At 38.8% G+C, this 24,824-nt stretch carries 23 protein-coding genes and 2 riboswitches; of the genes, 13 read left to right on the top strand and 10 right to left on the bottom strand.

The window, feature by feature from the left end; genetic code table 11:
* Positions 1–58: 58 nt before the first annotated feature.
* From SporoP32a_RS06980 to SporoP32a_RS06970, 3 genes are read right to left on the bottom strand one after another with little or no spacing between them, the layout of a single operon-like run.
* Positions 59–844, bottom strand: a complete 786-nt coding sequence (locus SporoP32a_RS06980; protein WP_085427247.1) for an energy-coupling factor transporter transmembrane component T family protein — start codon at positions 842–844, stop codon at positions 59–61.
* Positions 822–2,288, bottom strand: a complete 1,467-nt coding sequence (locus SporoP32a_RS06975) for an ABC transporter ATP-binding protein (RefSeq protein ID WP_085427246.1) — start codon at positions 2,286–2,288, stop codon at positions 822–824. The genes SporoP32a_RS06980 and SporoP32a_RS06975 overlap by 23 nt, the downstream gene beginning before the upstream one ends.
* Before the next feature lie 21 nt (positions 2,289–2,309).
* Positions 2,310–2,879 carry an ECF transporter S component gene (locus tag SporoP32a_RS06970; protein ID WP_255396880.1) on the bottom strand — a complete coding sequence of 190 codons (570 nt, stop codon included), beginning with the start codon at positions 2,877–2,879 and terminating at the stop codon, positions 2,310–2,312.
* Between the two features lie 82 nt (positions 2,880–2,961).
* Positions 2,962–3,073: riboswitch (TPP riboswitch) on the bottom strand.
* A gap of 188 nt (positions 3,074–3,261) precedes the next feature.
* Between SporoP32a_RS06970 and SporoP32a_RS06965 the strand changes: the two genes are divergently transcribed.
* Positions 3,262–3,834 carry an exonuclease domain-containing protein gene (locus tag SporoP32a_RS06965; protein WP_085427245.1) on the top strand — a complete coding sequence of 191 codons (573 nt, stop codon included), beginning with the start codon at positions 3,262–3,264 and terminating at the stop codon, positions 3,832–3,834.
* A gap of 157 nt (positions 3,835–3,991) precedes the next feature.
* Positions 3,992–5,458, top strand: a complete 1,467-nt coding sequence (locus SporoP32a_RS06960; protein ID WP_085427244.1) for a multicopper oxidase family protein — start codon at positions 3,992–3,994, stop codon at positions 5,456–5,458.
* 125 nt (positions 5,459–5,583) lie between these two features.
* On the opposite strand, the gene SporoP32a_RS06955 is transcribed toward SporoP32a_RS06960, so the two are convergent.
* Together SporoP32a_RS06955 and SporoP32a_RS06950 are read right to left on the bottom strand one after the other, a co-directional pair.
* Positions 5,584–7,269, bottom strand: a complete 1,686-nt coding sequence (locus SporoP32a_RS06955; RefSeq protein WP_085427243.1) for a methyl-accepting chemotaxis protein — start codon at positions 7,267–7,269, stop codon at positions 5,584–5,586.
* 250 nt (positions 7,270–7,519) lie between these two features.
* On the bottom strand, positions 7,520–8,080 hold the full coding sequence (locus SporoP32a_RS06950; RefSeq protein ID WP_158232661.1) for a recombinase family protein: 561 nt from the start codon (positions 8,078–8,080) through the stop codon (positions 7,520–7,522).
* 105 nt (positions 8,081–8,185) lie between these two features.
* Between SporoP32a_RS06950 and SporoP32a_RS06945 the strand changes: the two genes are divergently transcribed.
* Positions 8,186–9,595, top strand: a complete 1,410-nt coding sequence (locus tag SporoP32a_RS06945; RefSeq protein WP_085427241.1) for a SulP family inorganic anion transporter — start codon at positions 8,186–8,188, stop codon at positions 9,593–9,595.
* Positions 9,596–9,608: 13 nt separating this feature from the next.
* On the top strand, positions 9,609–10,022 hold the full coding sequence (locus SporoP32a_RS06940) for a universal stress protein (protein WP_085427240.1): 414 nt from the start codon (positions 9,609–9,611) through the stop codon (positions 10,020–10,022).
* Between the two features lie 128 nt (positions 10,023–10,150).
* Here the strand turns inward: SporoP32a_RS06940 and SporoP32a_RS06935 are convergent, their stop codons facing one another.
* The 3 genes from SporoP32a_RS06935 to SporoP32a_RS06925 all read right to left on the bottom strand — a co-directional run bounded on the left by SporoP32a_RS06935 (position 10,151) and on the right by SporoP32a_RS06925 (position 12,503).
* A complete protein-coding gene (locus SporoP32a_RS06935; RefSeq protein WP_085427239.1) occupies positions 10,151–11,098 on the bottom strand; it encodes a hypothetical protein in 948 nt (315 codons plus the stop codon).
* Positions 11,091–11,600: a sigma-70 family RNA polymerase sigma factor gene (locus tag SporoP32a_RS06930; RefSeq protein ID WP_085427238.1), complete on the bottom strand. Its 510-nt coding sequence runs from the start codon at positions 11,598–11,600 to the stop codon at positions 11,091–11,093. The genes SporoP32a_RS06935 and SporoP32a_RS06930 overlap by 8 nt, the downstream gene beginning before the upstream one ends.
* Positions 11,601–11,726: 126 nt before the next feature.
* Positions 11,727–12,503, bottom strand: coding sequence for a DUF2935 domain-containing protein (locus SporoP32a_RS06925; RefSeq protein ID WP_085427237.1), 777 nt, complete (start codon positions 12,501–12,503; stop codon positions 11,727–11,729).
* Between the two features lie 146 nt (positions 12,504–12,649).
* On the opposite strand from SporoP32a_RS06925, the gene nadX reads away from it, so the two are divergent.
* Entirely contained in the window at positions 12,650–13,432 is a 783-nt protein-coding gene (gene nadX / locus SporoP32a_RS06920) for an aspartate dehydrogenase (RefSeq protein ID WP_085427236.1), read from the top strand.
* A gap of 107 nt (positions 13,433–13,539) precedes the next feature.
* Here the strand turns inward: nadX and SporoP32a_RS06915 are convergent, their stop codons facing one another.
* Positions 13,540–13,821: an amphi-Trp domain-containing protein gene (locus tag SporoP32a_RS06915; RefSeq protein ID WP_085427235.1), complete on the bottom strand. Its 282-nt coding sequence runs from the start codon at positions 13,819–13,821 to the stop codon at positions 13,540–13,542.
* A 380-nt stretch (positions 13,822–14,201) separates the two neighbouring features.
* Here SporoP32a_RS06915 and SporoP32a_RS06910 point away from each other — a divergent pair, with 380 nt between their 5' ends.
* From SporoP32a_RS06910 to SporoP32a_RS06875, 8 genes are all read left to right on the top strand, one after another.
* Positions 14,202–15,386: an AAA family ATPase gene (locus SporoP32a_RS06910; RefSeq protein WP_085427234.1), complete on the top strand. Its 1,185-nt coding sequence runs from the start codon at positions 14,202–14,204 to the stop codon at positions 15,384–15,386.
* Between the two features lie 14 nt (positions 15,387–15,400).
* Positions 15,401–16,843, top strand: a complete 1,443-nt coding sequence (locus SporoP32a_RS06905; RefSeq protein ID WP_085427233.1) for a VWA domain-containing protein — start codon at positions 15,401–15,403, stop codon at positions 16,841–16,843.
* A gap of 112 nt (positions 16,844–16,955) precedes the next feature.
* Entirely contained in the window at positions 16,956–18,488 is a 1,533-nt protein-coding gene (locus tag SporoP32a_RS06900; protein WP_157129943.1) for a DEAD/DEAH box helicase, read from the top strand.
* Positions 18,489–18,501: 13 nt separating this feature from the next.
* Positions 18,502–19,281, top strand: a complete 780-nt coding sequence (locus SporoP32a_RS06895) for a YqhG family protein (RefSeq protein ID WP_085427232.1) — start codon at positions 18,502–18,504, stop codon at positions 19,279–19,281.
* A 118-nt stretch (positions 19,282–19,399) separates the two neighbouring features.
* Positions 19,400–20,089: a response regulator transcription factor gene (locus SporoP32a_RS06890; protein ID WP_085427231.1), complete on the top strand. Its 690-nt coding sequence runs from the start codon at positions 19,400–19,402 to the stop codon at positions 20,087–20,089.
* Complete coding sequence (locus tag SporoP32a_RS06885) at positions 20,086–21,093, top strand: sensor histidine kinase (protein ID WP_085427230.1); 1,008 nt, start codon at positions 20,086–20,088, stop codon at positions 21,091–21,093. Before SporoP32a_RS06890 ends, SporoP32a_RS06885 begins: the two co-directional genes overlap by 4 nt.
* Positions 21,094–21,329: 236 nt before the next feature.
* Complete coding sequence (locus tag SporoP32a_RS06880; protein WP_085427229.1) at positions 21,330–22,091, top strand: ABC transporter ATP-binding protein; 762 nt, start codon at positions 21,330–21,332, stop codon at positions 22,089–22,091.
* A complete protein-coding gene (locus tag SporoP32a_RS06875; protein WP_085427228.1) occupies positions 22,081–24,024 on the top strand; it encodes an ABC transporter permease in 1,944 nt (647 codons plus the stop codon). Before SporoP32a_RS06880 ends, SporoP32a_RS06875 begins: the two co-directional genes overlap by 11 nt.
* A 45-nt stretch (positions 24,025–24,069) precedes the next feature.
* Here SporoP32a_RS06875 and SporoP32a_RS06870 read toward each other — a convergent pair whose 3' ends face one another.
* Positions 24,070–24,291: a hypothetical protein gene (locus tag SporoP32a_RS06870; RefSeq protein ID WP_085427227.1), complete on the bottom strand. Its 222-nt coding sequence runs from the start codon at positions 24,289–24,291 to the stop codon at positions 24,070–24,072.
* Positions 24,292–24,541: 250 nt separating this feature from the next.
* Positions 24,542–24,733, bottom strand: a riboswitch (cobalamin riboswitch).
* Between the last annotated feature and the right edge of the window lie 91 nt (positions 24,734–24,824).

Here is a 24,824-nt window from a genome sequence, read left to right as displayed (position 1 = left end):
TTACCATTGATCGAGTAATCATGTTCCTTTTACTATAATAACTCATCATCAATAGATGTCATCTAGGCGTTAACAACCCACTGCTCGATAAAAATAGAGTGACAGCAAAGCCAAGAATCATTACAGCTACAAACACCACATCCATATGCGTATACCGAGTAGGATAAAAATATGTCCTGGCGGCTCCCATTTGATACTGCTTTGCTTCCATTGCCACAGCAATCCGTTGTGCACGGCGAATGCTTTGTGCAAACAAGGGGACAGTGTAACTTTGCAATCGCTCATATAGCCCTTTACTTCCCCTTGAAAATTGGACGTTGCGCACCTTTAACGCGTTTCGGCGTATTTGCAGTTCTTCAGTAACAGCCGGTATTAAACGAAATGCCGCAATAAAGCTGTACGCGTATTTGGATGGCATGCGAAACTGTTGCATCATTGCATAGAAGAATAATATAGGTTGGATCGTCAAGATAAACGTAAAGCCGACGAGACCGAATGATAGGGATTTACTTCCGAGCAAAAGCGCATGTTGGATACTCTCCTCAGATATCTTGAAAATTCCAAACTGCCAAAGAACGGACTCCCCCTTGCCGAACAGCAACATCGTCAATCCAGTAGATAGAAATGATATGACTAAAGGAATTGACAGCACTGCTAATTTCTTTAGTGAATAGCCACTGAATACATAAAACAACAGCCCATACAATATTGTTTGCCAAAGGGCGAACTGTAAGTTTTGATTTATAAGTGTGATGATCATGAATGTGAAAAACACTACGAATTTTAGCGCAGGGTTAACGCGAAACAACCAAGTTTGCCGTTCAGGTGTGAACCAATTCAGCATGTGGCGCACCTCCAGAAAACGTAGTTGTTTGTAATACGCCATCAACTACTGTCCAGACTGCAGTAGCGAAATTTTCTACGATTTCCTCATCATGCGTCACCATTAGAATCGTCATTCCTTCGGTGCGCAATTGCTCTATTTTCTCAAGAATGGCAAAAGTATTTCGCGCATCTTGCCCGAAAGTAGGTTCATCAAGTAGCAATATATTTGTATCTGGAGTAAGAGCAGTCGCTACACTTAAACGCCGCTTTTGACCCGTAGATAGTTGATAGGGATGGCGTGAAACAGAATCAGGCAAGTTGAATAATTGTATCATTTCTTTAGCATAACGATCTGCCTCTGTTTTTGGCATACTGTGCAACGAAACGGTCAACTCTTCCATAATAGAATTGGTCACGAATTGCAGTTCAGGATTTTGGAAAACGAGCGACAGACCTTTAGGAAGTTGTCGCTTCTTCTTTTTCCACACAATCGGTACACCGTTAACTTCATAGACACCGTCAGTGCGAAGTAGTTGCATGAGAGATAGAAGCAATGTGCTTTTACCAGAGCCATTTTCTCCAACAATCGAAATCCAGTCACCAGCCTGTACGGTCGCCTGTTTGACAGAAATCTTCTCCGCTTGACCGCGATAGCCGTGAAAGTCTTGAATCTGAATTTTCTCTTGAGATGCAACTGCTTGACGGTTTTTCATCATCGATTGAAATGCTTCGGACGTTTTATATTCTTCCCAAACCCCCGGATACCAAATGCCATAGCGCTTCAGTTCTTCTTGGTTGTTTGTAAAGATCGTGTCTGGAGGTCCATCTGCTATAATGACTCCTTGATCATTAAATAGCACCACGCGATCGACCCAATCGGCAATCAAATCAATTTTATGCTCGACAATGAGTACGGTTTTATTTGTAGCTGCTGCTTTGATAGCAGACCAAATTTGCTGCGTGCCTTCTGGATCAAGTAAAGCAGAAGGTTCGTCCAGAAATAATACGTCGGGTTCAAGTAATAACACTGTAGCCAAAGCTAGTCGTTGTTTCATGCCTTGAGACATTTCATTGATGGGTGTATGAACGTTTTCTAAATTCAAGTCCACGCGTTTCAACACTTCCACTATAAGAGGGGCCATCTCTTCACGCGGTACTTGAAGGTTTTCCAAAACAAATGCAAGTTCTTCATCGACATAGGTCATGCAAAACTGCGTTTCAGGATCTTGAAAAACAAATCCCCATGAGTCAGGCAGTTGGATGTCTTTTGTTTTCATTGGTAATTCGATGGAATGCGGGATAATTCCGCTCAGTACTTGCAGTAAAGTAGATTTACCACAGCCGCTTGGTCCAAGCATGAGCACTTTTTCACCAGGCTGAACGGAAAAAGAAAGATCTTTAAAAACCAGTGAATTCTCTCCGGGAAACTTCAGTCGTAAATCGGTAACACTGATGTTAGGCATAGTTGAATCATTCCTCCGCGTTTACTGATCGAGCAAAGTATATTCTTTCTTATCAACAGGGCGGATTAAAGATGTCACGCCGGTTGCTTCAATCGCTTTAACAATTAATACAGCAAAAATACCTGTGAAGATGAATGCGCTAATTGCACGTAACCCGTATTTCACTATAAGTGCCCATGTTTCAAGTGCTGCATAGCCGTAAACCAAATCGAGTCCGAAACTCGCGAGGCAAGAAGCAATACCAGCCATTCCAGCGACTACTATCGTGTAGCGCTTGTATCGGAATGCGGCGAATAGTAATTCTGCAGCAAGACCTTGCATGAACCCGTACATCAATACTTCAATCCCATGTCCTGCGAATGCAGACAAGGAAGCGCCTGCAATGCTTGCGATCAATGCGGTACCGGGCTTACGTAATAGTAAAAAGGCGAACGGTCCCACCATGAACCACATGCCGTAAATCAATTGACGTGCAACGGGGAGAATCGGTTTGACGACGGTATATAAATCGTCCCAAAACTTCATCAATACACCAAATACTACCCCGATCATGATCGTGATCAAAATATCGGTAAACTTTAATTTCTTCAAACTCTTCCACTCCTTCTTATTTGTCTATACAAAAAAGCCGTCTGAAGAGCAGACGGCCGAGGAAGGAAAGAGATTCCTGTATAATTCCATCGATTACGCTCTCTACGCTGGCATTACCCAGATCAGATTAACGGTCAGCAGTGGATTCCTCTGCTATCTCAGCCTGATTCACTCAAGCACCCGTACGGACATTTATGTAAGCAATCCTAGTATACAGCACATCAATTTGTCTGGCAACCACTTCAAAAGTTGGATGAAGTGCGAATCCCGAAGTAGGTTAATTTCGTTACAGTGTGTTGAAATCCTGTTATACTAATAGGATACAAATTGATCCTAATTGCATGCCATATACGAATTTAAATAGATTTAAAGGAGTTTTTACATGACGAAACATATAGCGTTCATTGACGTAGAAACTACAGGTATGAGAGCAGAGGCAAGCGATGTAATTGAACTCGGTGTTATGCTTGGCGAATACGATAATAACCGGATTGTTCGGGTAGCAGATGAATATTGTGAGTTTCAAGAGCCGTTCTACTCTATAACGCCAATGATTACAAACCTAACGGGCATCACTGATCAGATGGTAAGAGGGAAGTCGCTCGACATGGACAGAATTCTATCGATACTCGATCGGGCAGATGGCATTGTGGCGCATAATGCTTCATTTGACAGGGGCTTTGTCAGTAGACTATTACCGGAAACTCTTGACATGGACTGGTATTGTTCTGTTAGACAAATTAAATGGAAAAACTATGGCTTTGAGAATGGTAAGCTTCAACAATTACTGAGAGCGCATCGGATTCAAGTACAGAACGCACACAGGGCACTTGATGATGCGAAAAACTTAGCATTGCTACTGAACTCGTCGAATCCGAACCTTGAGGATGATACCTTTATATCCTACCTAATGAATAAAGCACCGATGAAAAAACCATCTAGATCTAGATTTTAATTACAAAGTGAGGGATACCAGGATAGTAATATACCCGGGTATCCTTTTTGTATTGAGAAAGTTTCATTTTCACGACCATATGTATGAAATGTGCATAGTTTTTCCACATGTATCAGCTATACTACCCTTGATGACAATAGATAAAGGGGATATTTAAATGAGTAGAAAAACGCAAGTTGTTATATTCTCATTGTGTGCATTATTGATCAGTGGATGCAGTAGTGATGCGCAATCGAATGAACAGCATTCTATGATGGATAGTTCGACAATGGGTAACGGACATATGAGCCATAATAATGTAGTGAGATTAAAAGATTCGACTGGTGAGAATGAAATAAACATCCCACCCTTATTAACTAGTGAAACGACAGTAGGCACCGAATATACTGTTAAGGCGCAAAAGGGAAGCGTGAACATATTTGATAATGTGACTACAGAAACTTTTGGATATAACGGAGATTTATTAGGACCCGTTCTACAATTTAGAAAGGGTGAAACTGTAAAAATAAATACGATAAATGAATTAGATGAAGAAACAACATTTCATTGGCATGGTTTAGAAGTGTCTGGCGAAGCAGATGGCGGACCACATAAAACACTCAGTCCAGGTGAAGAAGAGACAATAGAATTTGAAGTCACACAAGAGGCGGCTACTTTATGGTTTCATCCCCACCCAGAGGGCAAGACATCTGAACAAGTATATAAAGGCTTAGCAGGACTGATTTATATTGAAGATCCTAATTCGGCCAAATTAGAAATTCCTAAACAATATGGAGAGAATGACATACCTTTAGTTTTCCAAGACCGGATTTTCGATGATCACCATCAATTAAATTATAAAGCAGTGATGAATGAAGATGGGACGATAGGTGATACATTATTAGTTAACGGCACAGTAAATCCCGTATTAAAAGTAGGGAAAGAACAAGTGCGTCTTCGCTTGCTGAACGGATCGAATGCGAGGAACTTCACATTCAAGCTAAATACGGGTGAATCGTTTGTTCAAATCGCGACAGATGGCGGCATTTTGAATGAACCCGTCACATTGAACGAAGTTACCTTGACACCATCAGAACGGGCAGAAATTATTATTGACTTTTCACAGCTGAATTCGCTAAAGGATTTATCATTAATGAATGAAGATGGATCTATCCTTCTACCGTTTGAAGTATCAGATCAAGAAGTAGCAAGTACACAAGCAGTGAAACAGTTGAATGAGTTTTCTGTGACAGATGAAGAAAAAGCTATGCCGGTCACAAAAAATATTGAACTGTTTGGCATGATGGATCATGTAACAATCAACGGAAAGAAGTTCGATCCCCAAAGAATTGATTTCACACAAGAGCAAGGTGTCACTGAGGTGTGGGAAATCTACAATAAGAAAGATATGATGGGTGGAATAATTCATCCATTCCATATTCACGGTACACAATTTAAAATACTCTCAAGAGATGGTGTGGAACCTAACGAAAACGAAAGAGGTTGGAAAGACACTATTTCGGTTCATCCGGGAGAAAAAGTGAAAATCGCTATACAATTCAAACATAAAGGTGTCTATATGTTCCATTGTCATATTTTAGAACATGAAGACAATGGAATGATGGGACAAATAGAAGTAAAGTAAAAGTAAAAGTAATAGACAGACTTTTCGTGGTTTAATTGATTAATATGCATCTCATGGAAAGCAAACTATCTGAAATAAAATACATGAAGAAAAAGCATCTGCACAATAGCAGACGCTTTTTCTTGTTATAAGGTAAACTTGCGGACAAGATTATTAAGTTCTTCAGCCAATTGAGCCAATTCATTAGAATTACTTGCTATTTCCTCCATAGCGCTGCTTGCTTGTTGGGAAGACGCTGCTGTTTGTTCAACTCCCGCAGCAGATTCCTCAGTAATGGCAGCAATCTCTTCGATCGAACCGCTCATTTCCTGACTTGTTTCAGAAATATTTTGCAAGTCATTAGAAATAGTCTGGATACGTGTGACCATTTCAGTTACAGAAGCACTAATCTTGTGGAATGTTTCGCCCGTACGTTCAATTTGATTTGTGCCTTCTTCTACTTCTTTATAACCTTCACGTAAAGAATTTGTTACTGAACTGGATTCGCTTTGAATTTTATTGACGATTTCAGTGATGTTCGTAACAGATTCAGAGGACTGTTCTGCAAGAGTTCGTACTTCATCCGCTACTACTGCAAACCCTTTACCATGTTCACCAGCACGTGCAGCTTCGATTGCTGCATTCAATGCTAATAAGTTAGTTTGCGCTGCAATACTTTGGATCACAGCTACGAGTTGGGAAATATTCTGAGTATGCTTGTCCAATCCTTCTACGTTTACAACTGCATCATGAACAATCTGATCGATAACTTTCATCTGCTTAGAAGATGTATTCATCGCTTCGCTTCCGGTATTTGTCATCGAAAGTACTTCATTTGATGACTGGTGAATATACGTACCGTTTTCATTGGCATCCATTATTCTTGCAACAAAGTTTTCCATTGAGGTTGATAAGCTACTTGCATTGGTAGCTTGCGATTCTGTGCCGTATGCCAGATCTTCCATAGTTGTAGCGATTTGTGCCGTACCTGCTTTAATTTCACCTGCAGACTGTGTCAATTCTTCACTTTGAGAAGAAACTGTTTGAGCCACGATGTGAATTTCGTCCAACAGATTATGTGTGTTGCTACTCATTTCATTTGTAGATTTGATTAGTTGTCCAATTTCATCCTGTAACTTCGTCTCTAAAGGAGGACTACTTAAATCTCCCATTGCAATTAATCTCATGCGCTCCATTACCGTGTGAAGCGGTTTAGATATTGAGTTTGCGGTGAATAAAGCAACCGCCATGCTTAAAAGAATGACTAGTAAAACGATAGTAGTAACTAAAACCAATGTGTTGTTTCCACTAGAAAGTAAATTCTTTTCAATATCAATAATAATCATTTCTCGATTTTGTGCAGCTTCTTCATACGATGTCATTAATTCGCGTGCGTCATCATTAACTGCCAATAGATTACGTTCTGCTAGCTCTTTGTTACCGCGTGCATGTTCAGCGAATACATTCTCTAAGACGTACTCACGCCATTCAACAGTTCTTCGCATTAAATCCATTGTTTCATCGGAAGTTCCTATTTTTTTAATAGTGGCTTGATGCTTTTCACTATCTTCTGTGTATGTATCAAATAAATCTTTATAACTCGCTTCCCCTGTCAGAATAAATCCTCTCGAACTAGAAATCCGATTTGCCATATCAAGCGATAGCTGCTCATCTGCAATCAATAATGGCAATTCTTTCTCCAGAATATTTCTCGTTGCTTCGTTATTCGCACGAAGTGTAGAGAAAATAAATAAGCCGAGTAATATAATTAGTACTACTACTATGGAAAAACCGGTCAATAGTTTTCCGCGAATGCTTTTAAACGTAAACATAATCTATCACGCCTCCTAATAATTTAATTGATTGTAGATACTTTTAACTATAACCGCTATTGTGCTTGTAGTCTACTAATAGTTATTTAGACTATTATTTATATAAATGTTATCGTAGGAAAGTTTTAGAAAGGAGAGTAGGTGCAGAAAAATTATAATTAGCGGAATAGTTTAGGTGGAGAAAAGGGTATAGTAAACATGGATAATGGTGGGAGCCAGTCATGATAACAAAAGTGGTCGGATGTAAATGTTATTTATCATCCGACGTTGTTGCGGTGCGATCATCCAAGTAACGATAAAGCGTTGATTTACTGATCCCAGTCGCTTCTTTGATCTCGTACAACGAAAAATCTTTACTATCATACATCTCAAAAGCGAGTTGTAAATTCACATCAGATTTTCGTGGACGACCGATCGATTTACCTTCCTGCTTGGCAGCTTGCAAGGTGAAAGTGGAAGAATGACTTAAGAATATAGATTGTAAACTAGTGAAAAACTCAATATTTTGAAGTAGTGTAGCATTCATCATCGATTGATTAGTTAATTCATCTTCGACAAAATAAATCATCAGCTGATCTCGTTCTGCTAATCGTAAAATATCAAGAAACTGTTGAAGCGAGTCGGCTAATACTTCAATGTTTTGAACGTACAATTCATCCCCATTTTGTATTTGCATAAATAAGCGTTCAAGTTCTGTTCTTTTTTTGGCTAAGCCATGTGCCTCTATATAAACTTCATCTGTTATTAGACTGGTTAACTGACTAGTTGCTTGTTGATCAGATACGGTCGGCCGAATATATCCATACTTCATCTTTTCATTCCTTTCCTCCCAAAACCATTCACTTATGGGACTGCAAATGTTATGCTGTTTACATTCTAACATGGAAAATGGCTGACATCATGAGAGGGGAACAATATGCAAACTTTACAACAACAATGGTTCGGGAATGTGCGAGCGGATATATTGGCAGGGATTGTCGTAGGATTAGCGCTCATTCCGGAAGCATTGGCTTTTGCGTTTATCGTGGGCGTCGATCCGCGTGTAGCGTTATATGCATCATTTACTATTGCGGTTATAACTGCGTTTGTGGGCGGTCGTCCAGGTCTGATATCTGCCGCAACAGGTGCAATGGCTCTAGTACTCGTCAGTTTAATGGCCAATCATGGTCTTGAATACGTACTGGCAGCAACGATTTTAACAGGTATAATACAATTAATTCTAGGCTCATTAGGAGTCGCGAATCTAATGCGCTTCATTCCGAATTCTGTCATGCTTGGATTCGTCAATGCGCTTGGAATAATGATCTTCATTACGCAATTACCGTACTTAGTAGGTGCTGGTACGATGACATATGTATTCGCTATTGTGACACTAATATTGGTATATGCGGTACCACGTTTTTTCACAGCTATACCCGCTCCACTGATCGCCATTGTCGTAATGACCGCAATTGCATTATTTAGTGGTGTGAAGTTGCAGTCAATCGGTGATTTAGGGACGATGCCGAGCTCATTGCCGACATTCTTTTTCCCTGACATTCCATTAAACTTTGAAACATTGAAGATTATTTTACCGTATTCAGTAGCATTATCTATTGTAGGATTGCTTGAGTCCTTACTTACATCTCAAGTTCTTGATGATATAACGGATACTCCAAGTAATAAAAACCGTGAAGCGCGCGGACAGGGTATTGCCAACTTCATCACTGGGTTCTTCGGGGGTATGGCAGGTTGTGCATTGATTGGCCAATCGGTGATCAATATGAAGTCGGGAGGCAGAGGGCGTTTGTCCACGCTGACCGCAGGAGTATTCTTGATGTTCTTGATTATTGTACTGGGAGATGTAGTCGTTAAAATTCCGATGCCAGTTCTCGCTGGGGTCATGGTTATGGTAGCTGCGACAACATTTAATTGGGGCTCATTTAAGTTCTTGCGGTCTGCACCACGTTCAGAGTCTGTAGTGATGCTTGTTACAGTGGCGATTATTTTATATACGCATAACTTGGCAATCGGCGTGGTTATTGGAGTTATTCTAAGTGCATTATTCTTTGTAGCGAAAATTTCTCGTGTAACTGTAACTACTCACGATGGAGTCTATAAAATCCAAGGACCGCTGTTCTTTGCTTCCACAACGAAATTTATTCAAGCTTTTGATCATGTAAATGAAAAGAGGATCACGATCGATTTTGAAAATAGTCAGCTATGGGATGAATCTGCAGTAGGTGCGATTTTTAAAGTTGTGGGCAAATTAGAGAGCAGGGGGATCAACGTCACGATGCGAGGGTTAAATTCCTCGAGCCAACAACTGTATGAAAAATTATTGTGAAGGAGTGAATAGTATGAAGATAGCTGTAGCAATTGATGGTTCTGAAAATGCAATGCGTGCTGCAAAACACGCAATAATGTTGGCGGAGTATTTACCTAAAGTTACTTTAGAAATTATTTATGTACAGGATTATAACAAAGCAAAAGATGAACGATTATTATCGCAAAGCCCTGAAAGTCTATCATTAAAACGTGAGCAAAAATTGCATCCGATTTTAGCGATGGCTAAGGAAGCCGCGGTCGATGCTAAAGTAATCATGCTAAAAGGCAATCCGAGTCAGGAAATCATTATGTATGTCAATGAAAAGAAAATTGATAAACTAGTAATCGGCAGTCGTGGATTGAATACTATTCAGGAAATGGTACTTGGTAGTGTCAGTCATAAAGTAATGAAACATGTTGATTGTCCTGTGACGGTGGTAAAATAAAAATCACTTACTTTACTCAGATAAATATAGATCGTTTTTAAGCACATTGATTTTTAATATATATATCTAGTGAAGTAATGCGTTACGTGAAGAAGCGGTAGCCCTTTAAAATGGGTCTACCGTTTCTTTTACTTTTTATATTCATTCCATTTGATTATGTCATGGAATCTTGTCGGACGCTCTTGCTTAGTGATTGCGTATGAAAGTGGATCAAAAGTAATTTCAATATGCATATCAGGTTGAATACCATCAAAGGATTCGCTGGAGTCGAACCAGGCCGATTCATAAGCTGCCTCTATTATTTCATCCGTAGATAGACCCTCATAATCTTTTGGTTCAAGCCCTGACACAAGCAATACTTGTCCTTGATCTGCAGATGCTACCACGCCATCTAACTTCTGAGTTCGAAACTTTTCCGTTAAATCTGGAATAGATTTCTTCTCCATGAACGCTGTGATGACTTGTTGATGCTCTTTTTGGAAAGCGTCTAGTATTTGTCGTTGGGTTGTTTTGTCTTCTGCTTTATTACGTTCGAGCCAGTCCATGACGAGTGTATGACGTTGAGTGTATGTCAAAATAACTTTGAAATATTGATCATAGCTATATCCGAATGTGTCTACTTGAGTTTTTTTCATATTCTTTGCTTGTTCTTCGGTAAAGTCATCAAAAAATGTTTTTTGTTGTTCGGCGATAAGTGTATCAATTTTCTCCATGTCTTCCTCATAGCCTAAAGAAAGGGCATAATCAATAATGGAGTCGATTTCAAGTATGTCCTGGAATATACGGTAGCGTAAATCATCTGAATCCCCTTGGTCATTCTTTTCATTCTGTAGCATGAGATCATATAATGTCTCGTCTATTTTATATGTGCTACCATTTGTGCTAGTAGAACCGTTTTGTAAGACATTGAACGTGATAAATACTATAGCAGCTAAAACAATAGCTGAAGCAACTAGTGGAAATGGATTTCTTCTTTTACGTTTACGTCTACCGTAAAGGACTCGTTGCTTTAATTCTTCCTTATCATTGAAAACGTCTCCCGCCGCAGCATCTAAACTTTTTTTCACCTTATTCAATGGAAAGCACCTCCCAATAATCAGCTGACAGTTTATCTTTTAACAAAATACGTGCTTTGGTCATTCTCGTTTTTACGGTGTTTTCCGATAGATCAAGAAACGCAGCAACCTCTCGCATAGTTAGTTCTTCGTAATAATAAAACAGTATAATTTCTCGATACTTTATAGGTAATGTCAATATAGCAGAAGCAATCGCAGACTTTTCTTCCTGCAGAATCAATCGATCATGTTCAGTATGTATAGTTTCTGCCCATTCTTTATTAAATTTCAAATGTCGGAAAGACCAGCTTCGCAAATGATCTTTACAGCGGTTCACTGTTAGTTTCGTTAAATAAGCGCGTAACTTTCCTCGTTCTTGATAGTTCGATTTCTCGTAAAATGAAATGAACACCTCCTGGACGATATCCTTCGCCAGTTCATGGTCACGTAAATAGAAGTAGGCCATTTTCAATAAATGTTCCCCGTATTGATCCATGACCTGTTCCAGTTCCACGGAATCCATTCCCACCACCGCCTCTCTATTACTATAACGAAGCTCGGAGAAGAATAGTTTTGCTCTTGTATAATTTCACGTAATAAACACAAAAAACATAACAAGGAAATAGATCTTGTCATGCTTTCGTGTAATTTAGTTAACCACTTGATCTTCAAGGTTTTTCCACAGATGATGCGCTTCTCTCGCAATGTGTTCAAGTAAATCAGGTGGAGCAGTCGTAACTGCAGCACAAGCTTTGATCAGTTCGCTCAATTCTAGCTTAAAGGCTTCTAGCGCTTTGGCTTCTTTGATTACCATTTGATTGAACGTATTCAATACAGGTGAAACTTCATTGCGTGGTCTACGGATAATGGTCTTCAGAGCTTGCGCCTGCAACAAAAGATTTTCAAACTTTCTTGTCATGGCACGCACTTGATCATGCAATTCATAGTTAGAGGCATCCACGTAGTGACTAATGAAGATTAAGTGATCGAGCATTTGGCGAAGCCAGAAATTGCTTTCATGCAACGTCGCATCAGCTGGAGTAATGTAGGAATTCGTTTCGATCAATTTGAACACTCGCTCTGCTTCTTCGGCTTCTCGTATCATATGATCAAGAAGGGAAGTCGGGGTAGAAATGATTACATCACAATGAAGTGCACGGTCCATTGTATGAATTAGCAAATCAGAAAACTCTTTCGTCGAACTCTTCGCTTCATCGATGATTAATCCAATATCACCTGTTTTAGATTCAGTTTTCTTGAAAATTTTCCCCATACGATCGACCATTTCCTGATTGGCGCGTGCTAATTCTAGCTCATGATGGCTGATTTCTCGATCGAAAAATTCCCCATGCTCAAAGTTGTTACGCACCCAAAAGTCGATAATACCATACGTATCGCGTTCATAATTGTCCGTATACCCAGCCATTTTGTACATTCCCCCTACTATCTATTGTCTTCCATCAACATCATCTTATTCGATGTGGGTGTTGATTATGTATAGACAGGGTATCTAAATAGAAACTCATCTATTTCTTGTGGAAGTGTATATACTAGAGGAAGAGGTGTTATGAAATGAAAATTGGTGTAATAGGAACTGGAAATATCACGCAGTATTTATTGGAAAGTATAAATGAAAACAAAAAAGTGGATGGGGAGGTCGTCTCCTTATTTGGACGAAACCAGGAAGTGGGGCCAAGGCTAGAGTCACAGTATGGAGCGAAATTCTATACGGATTTCCAACAGTTCATTGAATCTCCGGTCGACGTGATTGTGGAAGCAGCAACGATCGGTGTAGCGATAGAGCACATGGAAGAAGTATTGAAGAACAAGAAAGATTTGATTCTCAGCAGTATTGGCGCGTTTAAAAATATAGATTTTTTAAATGAAATGAAAGAAGTTGCAAAATCATATGAGCAACACATCTATTTGCCTTCAGGTGCGATAGGCGGTCTGGATCTTCTTCAGTCAGCAAATTCAATGGGTGGCTTGAAAGAAGTCCATATTACAACTAGAAAAACCTACGAATCATTGGGGCTTGAAGTTCAAAGTGTAGAAGAATGTATTTTTGATGGTGTCGCACTGGATGCCATTGATAAGTTTCCCAAAAATGTTAATGTGGCGTTGTTACTTTCAATTGCCGGACTTGGTGCGCAACATACGACAGTCCGTGTCATTGCGGACCCGAAAATTCGACGTAATACACATAGTATTGAAGCGAAGGGTGATTTCGGCAAAATGAATTTGACGATTGAAAATGAACCAATGCCAAATAACCCCAAAACAAGCTATCTTGCCGCATTAAGTATTTTGTCTACTCTACAAAATAAAGGCAATGCGATTACGATAGGTAGCTGACATAAAAGTAAATAATTATTTGTTAACTACACATTAAATAGCAAGTAAAATACAAAAGGCTATCCATCGTTTATATATGATGGATAGCCTTTTTCCGTCTCATCCTTTTAACTAATGGAAATATTGGAATCATTACTTTTATTCCCATCACGCCACTCAAGTTCTACTTCGAATGAATACTTATTCTGTTCTTTTTCTAACTTTATTTCGAGCTCTACCTCAGAAGCGGGTGTAACTCCATGATGTACTCCATCGTGAGTCAATGTAAATGTGCCATCTTCTCTCAATTTCTTTGCGAGTGTTTCAAGGAATTCTGCAGCGTGCGTAAGTGACATTTTTTCTTCATAATCCACTAGGACGACCTTTGTATTCTTCTTTTCGATCGACATCTAACACTCACCTCCCTAAATTATACATTCATCATAGCATATCAATTTTCATTAAAAAAATTGCAAAATACATAATTGTATAATCATTGTACAACCTATTAGTGAAAACTTATGACTTACTATCAATAAAGTATTACAAAAATATATAGTATAGAAGAGTTTATATAGCGCAAAGGGGGTAGTAATAGAGTAGAGTGTCTTGGATGAACGTAGTACGTATTGAACTTAAACCTTAAGTCTAAGGTTAGACAAAAGTGTAATCATACTAACTCCGATACAACATGAAAGAATTAATCCTTTAAAGGTTAAAAACATGCTATTTCAGTCACACTGTATAAAGCCAACAGTAGATCATTACTATAAATTGAGGAGTTGCCTATATGGATATTAATTTACAGAAGTTACATGAAATCAAAAGCGCGTTGAATAAAAAGTTTTTCGAAAGAGAAAATGAAGTAGAGGGGATTTTAGTAGCTATTCTGTCTAGACAACATATGTTAATGATTGGACCGGCAGGAACTGCGAAATCTGCACTGGCGGTAGAATTAACAAAAATCGTTGAAGGCACTTCTTACTTTCAATGGCTACTGACAAGATTTAGTACACCGGAAGAAGTGTTTGGTCCTCTTTCATTAAAAGATTTAGAAGAAGGAGTGTACAAGCGAAATACTACTTCTAAAATGCCGGAAGCGCATCTTGTATTTTTGGACGAAATTTTCAAAGCAAACTCTGCAATACTTAACAGTTTATTGACATTAATTAATGAACGATTATTCTATAATGACGGTCATCCCATTGAAGTACCGTTAATATCAGTTATTGGCGCATCCAACGAATATCCCGAAGAGGGGGAAGGACTTGAAGCCTTATTTGACCGATTTTTATTGCGTTTTGAAATAGACTTCATTGCCGACGAATCGAATTTTGTATCGATGATGAAAGACGAGGGAGAAGAAGTTGAAACTCCCAAAATGCATTTGGATGAATTAATACAACTTCAAAACATGGCGGATAAAGTGAAAATTCCTGATGAAGTATATGAAACGTTGTCTACTATTCGTAGAGAACTACAGGATGAAGGAATTCAGCCGTCCGACCGTCGATTCAAACAATCTTTAAGTATCTTGCAAGCTAGGGCGCTAATCAATCAAAGGGAGTCAGTACAAATAGAGGATATTGCCATACTTGAGAATGCATTGTGGGAAACACTTGATCAGAAAGAAGCAGTGTGCACCATCGTTCGCCGACATTCACAAGATGGATTAGCACAAAGACTTTCGGCGATTGAAAATGAAGCGAATGAAATCTATGATTCCGCAGTACGTGATCAGTCGACGGAAGCAGGTATGGAGGCAGTCCAGAAAATTTCAGCTTTATCAACAGAAGTAAATAAGTTGAAAGAGGAAAATGAAAGCCGAGTGACAGAAATTGATCACTTACAAAATCAGCTCGTTTCATTAAAAAATGAAGTGGAAAGCAGTCGTTTAGATACTGCTTACTATGGTGAAACGAATGAAAAAAAAGATGGAAATGGCGACCAGACTGGAGTCTTTTTTAGAATGTAAAAGGAGTGATTTCTATGAAACGCAGCAAAATAGTTAGAGATCAGCGCTCCGTATTGAATACTGATGCATACGATAAGAGGCGCTTTAAAGAGCTGTTCGAGATGTCAGAAGGTTTGCAAAAGGTTAGAGAAGAAGGTCAATTACCCACTACGGAATCATTGCTCGGGGATATTTGGGCGGCGCTATATAAAATGAAACCTAGGATCTTAAAAGAGGGAATAAACCCTGCGCTGAAACCGAATCGGACGATTTTAGAAAAAATAATGAGTGACGAGCATTTTGAAGAATATAGAAGCTTCACAAAACTGGATGATTTGGTAGCCACGGTCTGTACAGTGAAATTTGGTGAGAAGATCAACTTTTGGCTTGCTGAGGCAAAAGCTCTCGATGAAGACTTGCTGAAACAAATGGAAGCCGTAGAATCTCTACAAGATGATGTGCCGTTTGAGCAAGCAGATGAGGAACAGGGTGAAATAGAAGACGGCCCTATCCAAGAACTTGCCGATGCTACGGATAAATTAAATGATAAGCTCGAATTAACACTAGAAACGAATGGCGAGCGGTTTTTACAAGCGATAGACGAAGCGGTTGATGAAACGATCAAAGTAAAGGACAGTTTGATTTCCCTCATGGGTGGCAGCACCGCAGGTAAAGGAGATGCAGAATTAAAGAAAGTGCCGTTGCGTGAACAATTAGCGATAGCTGATCAAGTCGCGATGGATCCCAAGATGCAAGAAATTGCGGAATGGGCAGGGCGTTTTCAAGAAGTAGCGCGAGAGAAACAGAAAACGAATTATATAGAAGCGATGGAAAGACGTGGAGTGACTATGGGAAGTGAACTGGAACGGCTCTTGCCTATGGAGTTAGGACTTTATTCAAATAAAAAAACAAAAAAAGACTTTCTTCGTCGTTTTGCTGAAGGCGAAACTATGCAGTTTGAACAGAAGAAAAGAGAAAACCTTGGAAAGGGACCAATCGTTTTTTGTCTCGATCAGTCGGGAAGTATGAAATTGCTCGATAATCAGTCAAAAGGATTTATTCTGGCACTTCTATCGATAGCCAAAAAACAACGTCGTGACTTATGCGTTTTATTATTTTCCACAGTGATCCAGAAGGATATTTATGTGAAAGGCAAAATTACATCTAATGAACTTGCAAGGTTAGCACGAACTTACTTGGGCGGTGGGACAGACTTTTCGTTATCGCTACAAGGAGCATTAGAAGTAATAGAAGAAAGTACATTCAAAAACGCCGATGTTATTTTTGTCAGTGATGGAGAAGATGAAATTAGTGAATCGTTCCTAAATCAATTTAATGAGAAGAAAAAGCAAAAGGAATTCAATGTACTTACTCTAGTGCTAGGGAAAGATACTACCATTGCAGAATCATTTTCTGATCGTGTAATACATGTAACCGATTTTGACGACGAGGGTAGCTTTGTCGCTTTTGAAATCTAATCGAAGAATCATTTAAACCTTCCTGTATGCGGAAGGTTTTTTATGTTTTATCATAATATCTTCTTTTTTGGGTATTCTAATCAAAACATACAAGCTAGTTGAGGTGATTGGAATGCTAATTGAAAGATCGTCTTCTTGGAAAGAAGGATTTATCAAGCGACTTGAAAACCATGAACCGTGGGACAGTTCTGCGCTTTATAACATGAGCTACGCCATCACGAAAAATAACTTAATTACTAATTTTACTGGATTACAATCACTTGCGTATTTACCCAACATCAAACCTTTGCCCCATCAATTACAAGCTGCTGAACGAGTGATTGAACAGATGAATGGTAAAGCAATTTTAGCAGATGAAGTAGGGCTTGGAAAAACAATTGAAGCGGGCCTGATTATTAAGGAATATATGCTGCGAGGACTAGTGAAAAAAGTACTTATTTTAGTTCCTGCTTCTCTCGTAAATCAATGGATAGAGGAACTGTATACAAAGTTTCACATCCCTGCTCTGTTATACAAAAAGAATTACGAGCTTGATTATGTAGACGTAGTAGTGATGAGTATGGATACTGCCAAGCGGAGTCCACATAAGGAAAAGATTTTTGCACAAGACTATGATTTAATTATTGTAGATGAAGCACATAAATTAAAAAATCATAAAACCATTAGTTATGAGTTTGTGAAAAGTTTGAAGAAGAAATTTTGCTTATTATTAACAGCTACACCTATTCAAAATGATATTTTTGAATTGTTTTATTTGGTCACTTTACTTAAACAGGGACATTTAGGAAACTATGATGAGTTTTCTGCAGTATTTTCCACTAAAAATCGGGATGAAGAACGGGATGGATATTTAAGAGAACTAGTTAGTCAAGTCATGGTGCGTAACAGACGACAAGATACGGGCGTAGAATGGTCCACTCGGAAGGTGCACGCGATACCTATAACATTTACTGACAAAGAAAAACAAGTCTATGCAGCGGTATCCAATCTCAAAAACATATCGCCAATATTCTCAAACGCATTTTCTACTATGACATTGCAAAGAGAGATGTGTAGCAGTCCAGATGCAACAATGGGTACATTGATGAAATTACGTCAAGAATGTAAGCAGCCAGAGGAAATAACCCACGTGGAAACAATTCTTGGACAATTGGAGAGTTTGCCCCTTCATTCAAAAGCTAAAAAGGCAACCGAACTGATCATACAAGCAAAAGAGAAAGTAATTATTTTCACAGAGTATCGCATGACACAGTTATATTTAAGCGACTATCTATATGCGAATGGAATATCAAATGTCATCTTCAACGGAAAGTTAAGTAAGAGTAGTAGGGAATGGATTAAGCATCTGTTCAAGCAGCAAGCGCAAGTGCTAATTGCGACTGAGTCCGGCGCTGAAGGGATTAACCTACAGTTTTGCCATCACGTCATCAATTATGATCTGCCTTGGAATCCAATGAAGTTGGAGCAACGAATTGGTCGGGTTCACCGATTAGGACAGGAACATGATGTACAGATTTACAATCTCGCTGTAAAAGACACGATAGATGATCACGTGATGAATGTATTGCAGGGTAAGATTGATACATTTGAACAAGTGGTAGGTGAACTAGATGATATATTGGTGATGAAAGAACAGTCTGTGTGAGGGAGGTAGATCCATGCATTCGACAGAAATCCATACGTATCTTCACCGGTTTTTCAAAGAGAATAACTGTGAAGTGCTTCATGGAAACGAGCACTATTTAACTGTACAACTGACAATTGATATGGATAAAAGGATCATGAACCGTCCTTTTTATTGGCAATATATAGAAAGTGTCAATGAAACACCGAATCCCGCACAACTTACGCTAATCACGGACATGGAGCAGGTGCAACATGGAATGAAGGGGGAGGTCATTCATCTTGGTTCTCCACGCTTCCATCAACTTTTTAGAGTGACCAAAGAAATGGGACAGTTCGTAAAAATGTATGAACGGTTAGTTGAAGTTAACAAGCAGATGGTTTTGACCCCGTGGGTTGGTGTGAATTATAAAGTATCATTCATCAGTCATCAAACAAAGGAAATGCTGTATTCATTAGGCATTAATTTGATGACGGGTGCCGTAGTAAAAGATTTTCAGGAAGCTATTAGTTTGCGGGACATGACCGAGCGACAATCTGAAAACGTATTTCATTTACCGTATATCATCACACCTGTTCGGGCACTTGATCGGTTGGACGCTGTAATCACGCAAGTAATTGAAAATGAAGACCTAACGTGGATAGATGAAGCGGAAAAACGATGGAAAAAGGATCTAGCTGTCTTGGATTATTTTTATGAGGAACAGGAACAAAAACCTGAGAGTTATGAGAACGAGAAACGTGCGATGGAAGAACGTTTTAAACCGCGAATGACGGTGGATATTGTGAATGGTGGGCTGTTTTATTTGAAATAACGTATAGCCCAAACAAATATAAACGCGCAAGTGAAATCAACTTTCACTTGCGCGTTGTTTTGATTCTACCTTCAGATAGGATAAACTAAAAGTAATTAAGGGAAGTATGGTGAGTCCTATGTTTACGATTATGCTGATAGAAGATGATCAGACATTATTTGAAGAAATAAAAGAACGTCTAACACAGTGGTCTTACACAGTGGCTGGAGTCCAGGATTTTTCAAATGTGTTGCATGAGTTTACAGAAATCAAACCAGATCTAGTCATTATCGATATTCAGTTACCTAAATTTGACGGATTCCATTGGTGTCGGATGATTCGCACGCATTCGAATATACCTATCATTTTTCTGTCTTCACGAGACCATCCAACTGATATCGTCATGTCTATGCAACTAGGGGCAGATGATTTTGTGCAAAAGCCTTTCCATTTTGAAGTGCTGATCGCAAAGGTTCAAGCTATTTTACGACGTGTTTATAACTACAATACCGAGCAGATCTTTGAAGTCAAAACGTGGTGTGACGCAACTGTTGATTTTGTAAAAGGTACACTGACTAATGAAAACGGTACAATTGAGTTGACGAAAAATGAAATATATATTTTGAAAATATTGATAGACAGGAAGAATGAAATTGTATCGAGAGAAGAAATTATTACGAGTCTTTGGGATGATGAACGGTTTGTTAGTGACAATACGCTCACAGTCAACGTGAATCGTTTGCGAAAAAGAATTGCGGAAATTGGCTTGGTGGATGTAATTGAAACAAAAGTGGGTCAAGGTTATATGGCGAAGGAAGAACCGCTATGATTCGATTGTTTGTAAAAGAGCGGGTCAGCTGGATACTGTTTTTTGTTCTTTTGCAGTTGTTGATTATAGGAATGGGCTATCTTGATACAAGTGTGTCATTTAGCTCTGCTATCTACATTGTGTTTCTGTCTAGCCTCTTTTTCTTACTGTTTTTAGTAATGCGCTATGTAAGAGAAACACGGTTTTACAAAGATCTAAAGATACTAAATTCAACGTTTGATAATAGTGAAATACCAGTAGCCAATACCCCTTTCGAAGTAGTAACAGCTGAAAGAATAGCTGAACAAAACCAGATGTTCAACCTTCAATTAAATGAATTACAAACGAGTGTTGAGCAAGAGAAAGACGATATATTAAATTGGATACACGAGGTGAAAACACCGCTTACGACAATGCAGTTAATGATTGAACGTACGGAAGATCCTGTTCTTCGTTCACAGCTAATGTATGAATGGCTTCGTATCCATCTGCTACTCGATCAACAACTTCATCAAAAGCGTATTCCATTCATTCAAAATGATTTATATATCGAAAAAGTGCAAATGGAGAAGCTGTTATATCAAGAGATTAAATCATTAAGACAATGGTGTATGCAAAAAGGGATAGGGTTTGATATATCGTTGGAGACAGAAGAAGTACTGACCGACGCGAAATGGTGCGGCTTTATCATTCGACAACTGTTGACGAATGCGGTGAAATACAGTGAAGCGTCAGATATATGTATTCGAAGTACGAGGCAGAATGAAATCACTTCGCTATCAATAGAAGACGTTGGTCGTGGAATCGATCCGAAAGACATATCCCGCATATTCGACAAAGGCTTCACCGGAACTGTCGACCACCAAGACCATGCAGCTACAGGAATGGGACTGTACTTAGCGAAACAAGTGGCGGATGCACTGCTGATTGATATCCAAGTAGTGTCCACAGATGGAGAAGGTACGAGGTTCAATTTAATCTTTGCGAAGGAGAACGAGATGATTCGCATTGCTAGTATGAGATAAGTAGGCTTGAAGCTCGAATTAACGAACGCTTCAAGCCTACTTATATAGTGGAGCGATGCATAATACTACTAGTCAATAGCGTGTAAATTATGAATTCCGTTACATATAGTTAAAACTAATTTGATTTGAGCTTACAGCATGTGACGAGTTTGTCACATGCTTTTTCAGATTGTCATACTAAAGACAGGAGAAAAATCTATGGATTGATTAAGATAGTACTAACAAGGAGTGATGGAATGGTAATTTTACAAGCAACGAAAATATATAAATCATATGGCAATAAGTTTAATAAACAAGAAGTACTCAGTGCGCTTGATTTAGAAGTAAATAAAGGTGAATTCGTCAGTATTATGGGTGCATCTGGATCCGGTAAAACGACTCTGCTTAACGTTCTCTCTTCTATTGATCGGGTAAGTCAGGGAACGATTAGCATAGAAGGGCAGAATATTAATCAAATGAAAGAGAAACAAATGGCGGAATTCCGTAAACGTCACTTAGGCTTCATCTTTCAGGACTATAACTTACTCGATACGTTAACTGTGAAAGAAAATATTTTACTTCCGTTATCGGTACAAAAAGTAGCGAAAAAAAGAGCCAATGAAAAGTTTTATGCAGTGGCGGAAGACTTAGGCATTGCAGACATTGCAGACAAATATCCCAATGAAATCTCAGGTGGTCAAAAGCAAAGGACGTCTGCTGCGCGAGCGTTTATTCATGATCCAAGTATCATCTTTGCGGATGAACCAACGGGCGCACTCGATTCAAAAGCAGCATCTGATCTTTTGAATAAATTAAGTGAGCTCAACACGAAGCGAAATGCCTCTATTGTGATGGTCACTCATGACCCATTGGCGGCAAGTTTCAGTGAGCGTGTCGTGTTCATTAAAGACGGACAAATCTACACGCAACTCTATAAAGGAGACCAAACACGGACCGAGTTTTTCAATGACATTATAAAAACGCAAGGTGTATTGGGTGGTGTGCAACATGACGCTTAATCAACTAATCTTCCGCAATATTAAGAAAAACCTCAAGCATTATTATGTGTATATCTTTGCTTTAGTCTTTAGTGTTGGTTTGTACTTTTCATTCGTTACACTGCAATTTGATCCTGCATTGGACGATGCAACGAGTGGAATAAGAGGTGCTGCGGCTATCAAGTCAGGTTCCATTTTACTACTTGCTATTGTATCTGTTTTCCTGCTTTATGCTAATAATTTATTCATCAAACGCCGCAGTAAGGAAATTGGCTTGTTTCAATTGATCGGTATGACGAAAGGGACAGTTTTCCGCATATTGAGTGTCGAGAATTTCGTGTTGTACATTGGCTCTTTAGTTGTGGGGGTATTCGCGGGCTTTTCAATGTCTCGACTATTGATGATTATTCTTTTCAAGGTGACAGGTGTAAAAGATGTAGCAACACTACGATTCTCTTCTGAAGCGTTACTGCAAACGTTAGTAGTATTTGCGTTGATCTATATTTTGATTTTGATCATGAACGCAGTATTTATCAAACGACAAAGCATCTTGTCGCTGTTTAGTGTGACAACTGTTACACAGCAACGTGTACAAAAAATGACGATGTTTCAAGTAGTAATTGGTGTAGTAGGAATTTTGCTTATTGCATGTGGCTATTATTTGTCAACTCAGTTATTTAAGGGTGTAATCCTTAGCAATTATTTGTTCACTACAATGGTCGTCATCCTGGCATCCGTTATTATAGGTACGTACTTATTTTATAAAGGTTCTGTCAGCTTCATCTTCAATCTAATCCGTAAACGAAAAGGTGGGTATCTAAACGTTAACGATGTACTGTCCCTTTCTTCCATCATGTTCCGAATGAAATCCAATTCGTTACTATTAATGATTATTACCACATTGTCCGCGCTATCCATTGCGTTGTTATCACTTAGTTATATATCATATTACTCAGTAGAGAAAACAGTGGAGAGGACTATTCCCGCAGATTTTACTATTCCAAATAGTGAGCGTGCTATGGAATTCACACAAGCGCTGGAAGAGAAGAACATTGACTATACGGAGACGGCTACGGATTTAATAACATCACCTGTTGATTTATCAAAAGTCATGACAATGCCAGGAGAGGTTACTGGAGATCAGAGTTATGCCAATACGCGAATGATCGTAATTAGCGAACAAACAGCATTGGAAGTAGATGTAGAAGAAGATGAAGTGATGTTTATTAATTCAGATCCATTGATGGAGAAGTTCATGCAGTTCCAAACTGATCAACAAGCTATTTTTCAAGGTAGAGAACATTCATATGATCTGACTTTTACAGGCACAAAAGATTTAGTTGTTCTACCAACTCGTATAACATATAATTTTCCTGTTGCCGTAGTTGATGACCTAGTATACAAGCAAATGCAAGACGATCAAGACCTTTCCTTTACGTCAGAATTCACTGTGTACCATGGAGTAAATATTGTTCAGAAAGATGAACTTGAAAGAGCGAATGACATTTTCAATAAGTTGGAAATAAATATATGGGCGGGACATGAATCAAAATATGAAGGAAGAATAAACCTAAAACAAAGTGTTGGTATTACGATGTTCATCGTAGGATTCCTTGGTCTTGCATTTCTCATCACATCCGGCTGCATTCTCTATTTCAAACAAATGGACGAAAGTGAAGACGAGAAATCAAACTACACGATTCTTCGTAAATTGGGCTTTACACAATCTGATTTGTTGAAGGGGATCCAGAAAAAGCAATTATTTAACTTTGGTATTCCATTAGTTGTCGGATTGCTCCATAGCTACTTCGCAGTAAAATCGGGATGGTTTTTATTCGGTACTGAAATGCTAACACCAATGATTATTGTGATGTTAATTTACACGGCATTATACTCGATATTCGGATTACTATCCGTTATAAATTATAAACGTGTGATAAAAGATTCTCTATAAAGTGTAAACGCCTCTGACAGAGTAATGTCAGAGGCGTATTTATTATTAGTTACTACCAACCAATTCTTCTACTACTGTTTTATATGCTTTATCTAAATTATAAAGCTGCTGTTCTTTTTCTGTTTGATCTTTTGAAGTATCTTCGGAAATCTGTCTTTTCACATCATTGAGTACTAAGGGGAGTGGAGTAGAGTGAGTGCTCACTCGGTCCGACATCAGCGTATCCTTTAATAAGTTTGTAAAATCATCGATTGTTTGGTTATTCATAATTCATTCTCCTCATCGTGTTTTGTAGTGGTTCGTCGACAAAAAAACATCCGTCCAAGTAAATGCCTGGAAGGATGTTAAGTGGGAAGCCATGACGAATTAAACGGTTCAGTCGGATATTCATATATAGTGGATCGATAGAAGCTGTATCGAAGCCACCTAATGAATGTCCTGATCCCGTTTTTTCGTACGTCGGCTTGTGTATGATTGTTCATAAGCCGCACTTGACACCTCCTATCCGCGTAGGTTATTGGTGTGTACTGATCTAGGCAGGTCTCCTGGCTCGTCTTCAACGTATAATTCACCTTCCCATTTCCCTTGCGGTGAAACAGTGGTAACGAATTATACTCCAACTCACAGTTGCGGGACAGCATCGGTTTTTCACCGATTTCCCTTTTAAGCGTTTAAGAAAAATAAACGCACCTATCTCTAACACGATATTCAGTTGCTCTTTCAGTATATCACTATTATTTATGAAAGGAACAAAATAGCGCAGTATCCATTTAGGATCTGCACTATAACTTTTGTCTGTA

The sequence above is a fragment of the Sporosarcina ureae genome (assembly GCF_002109325.1).
Classification (GTDB): Bacteria; Bacillota; Bacilli; order Bacillales_A; family Planococcaceae; genus Sporosarcina; species Sporosarcina ureae_C.
This window is presented reverse-complemented; position numbering and strand designations above follow the sequence as displayed.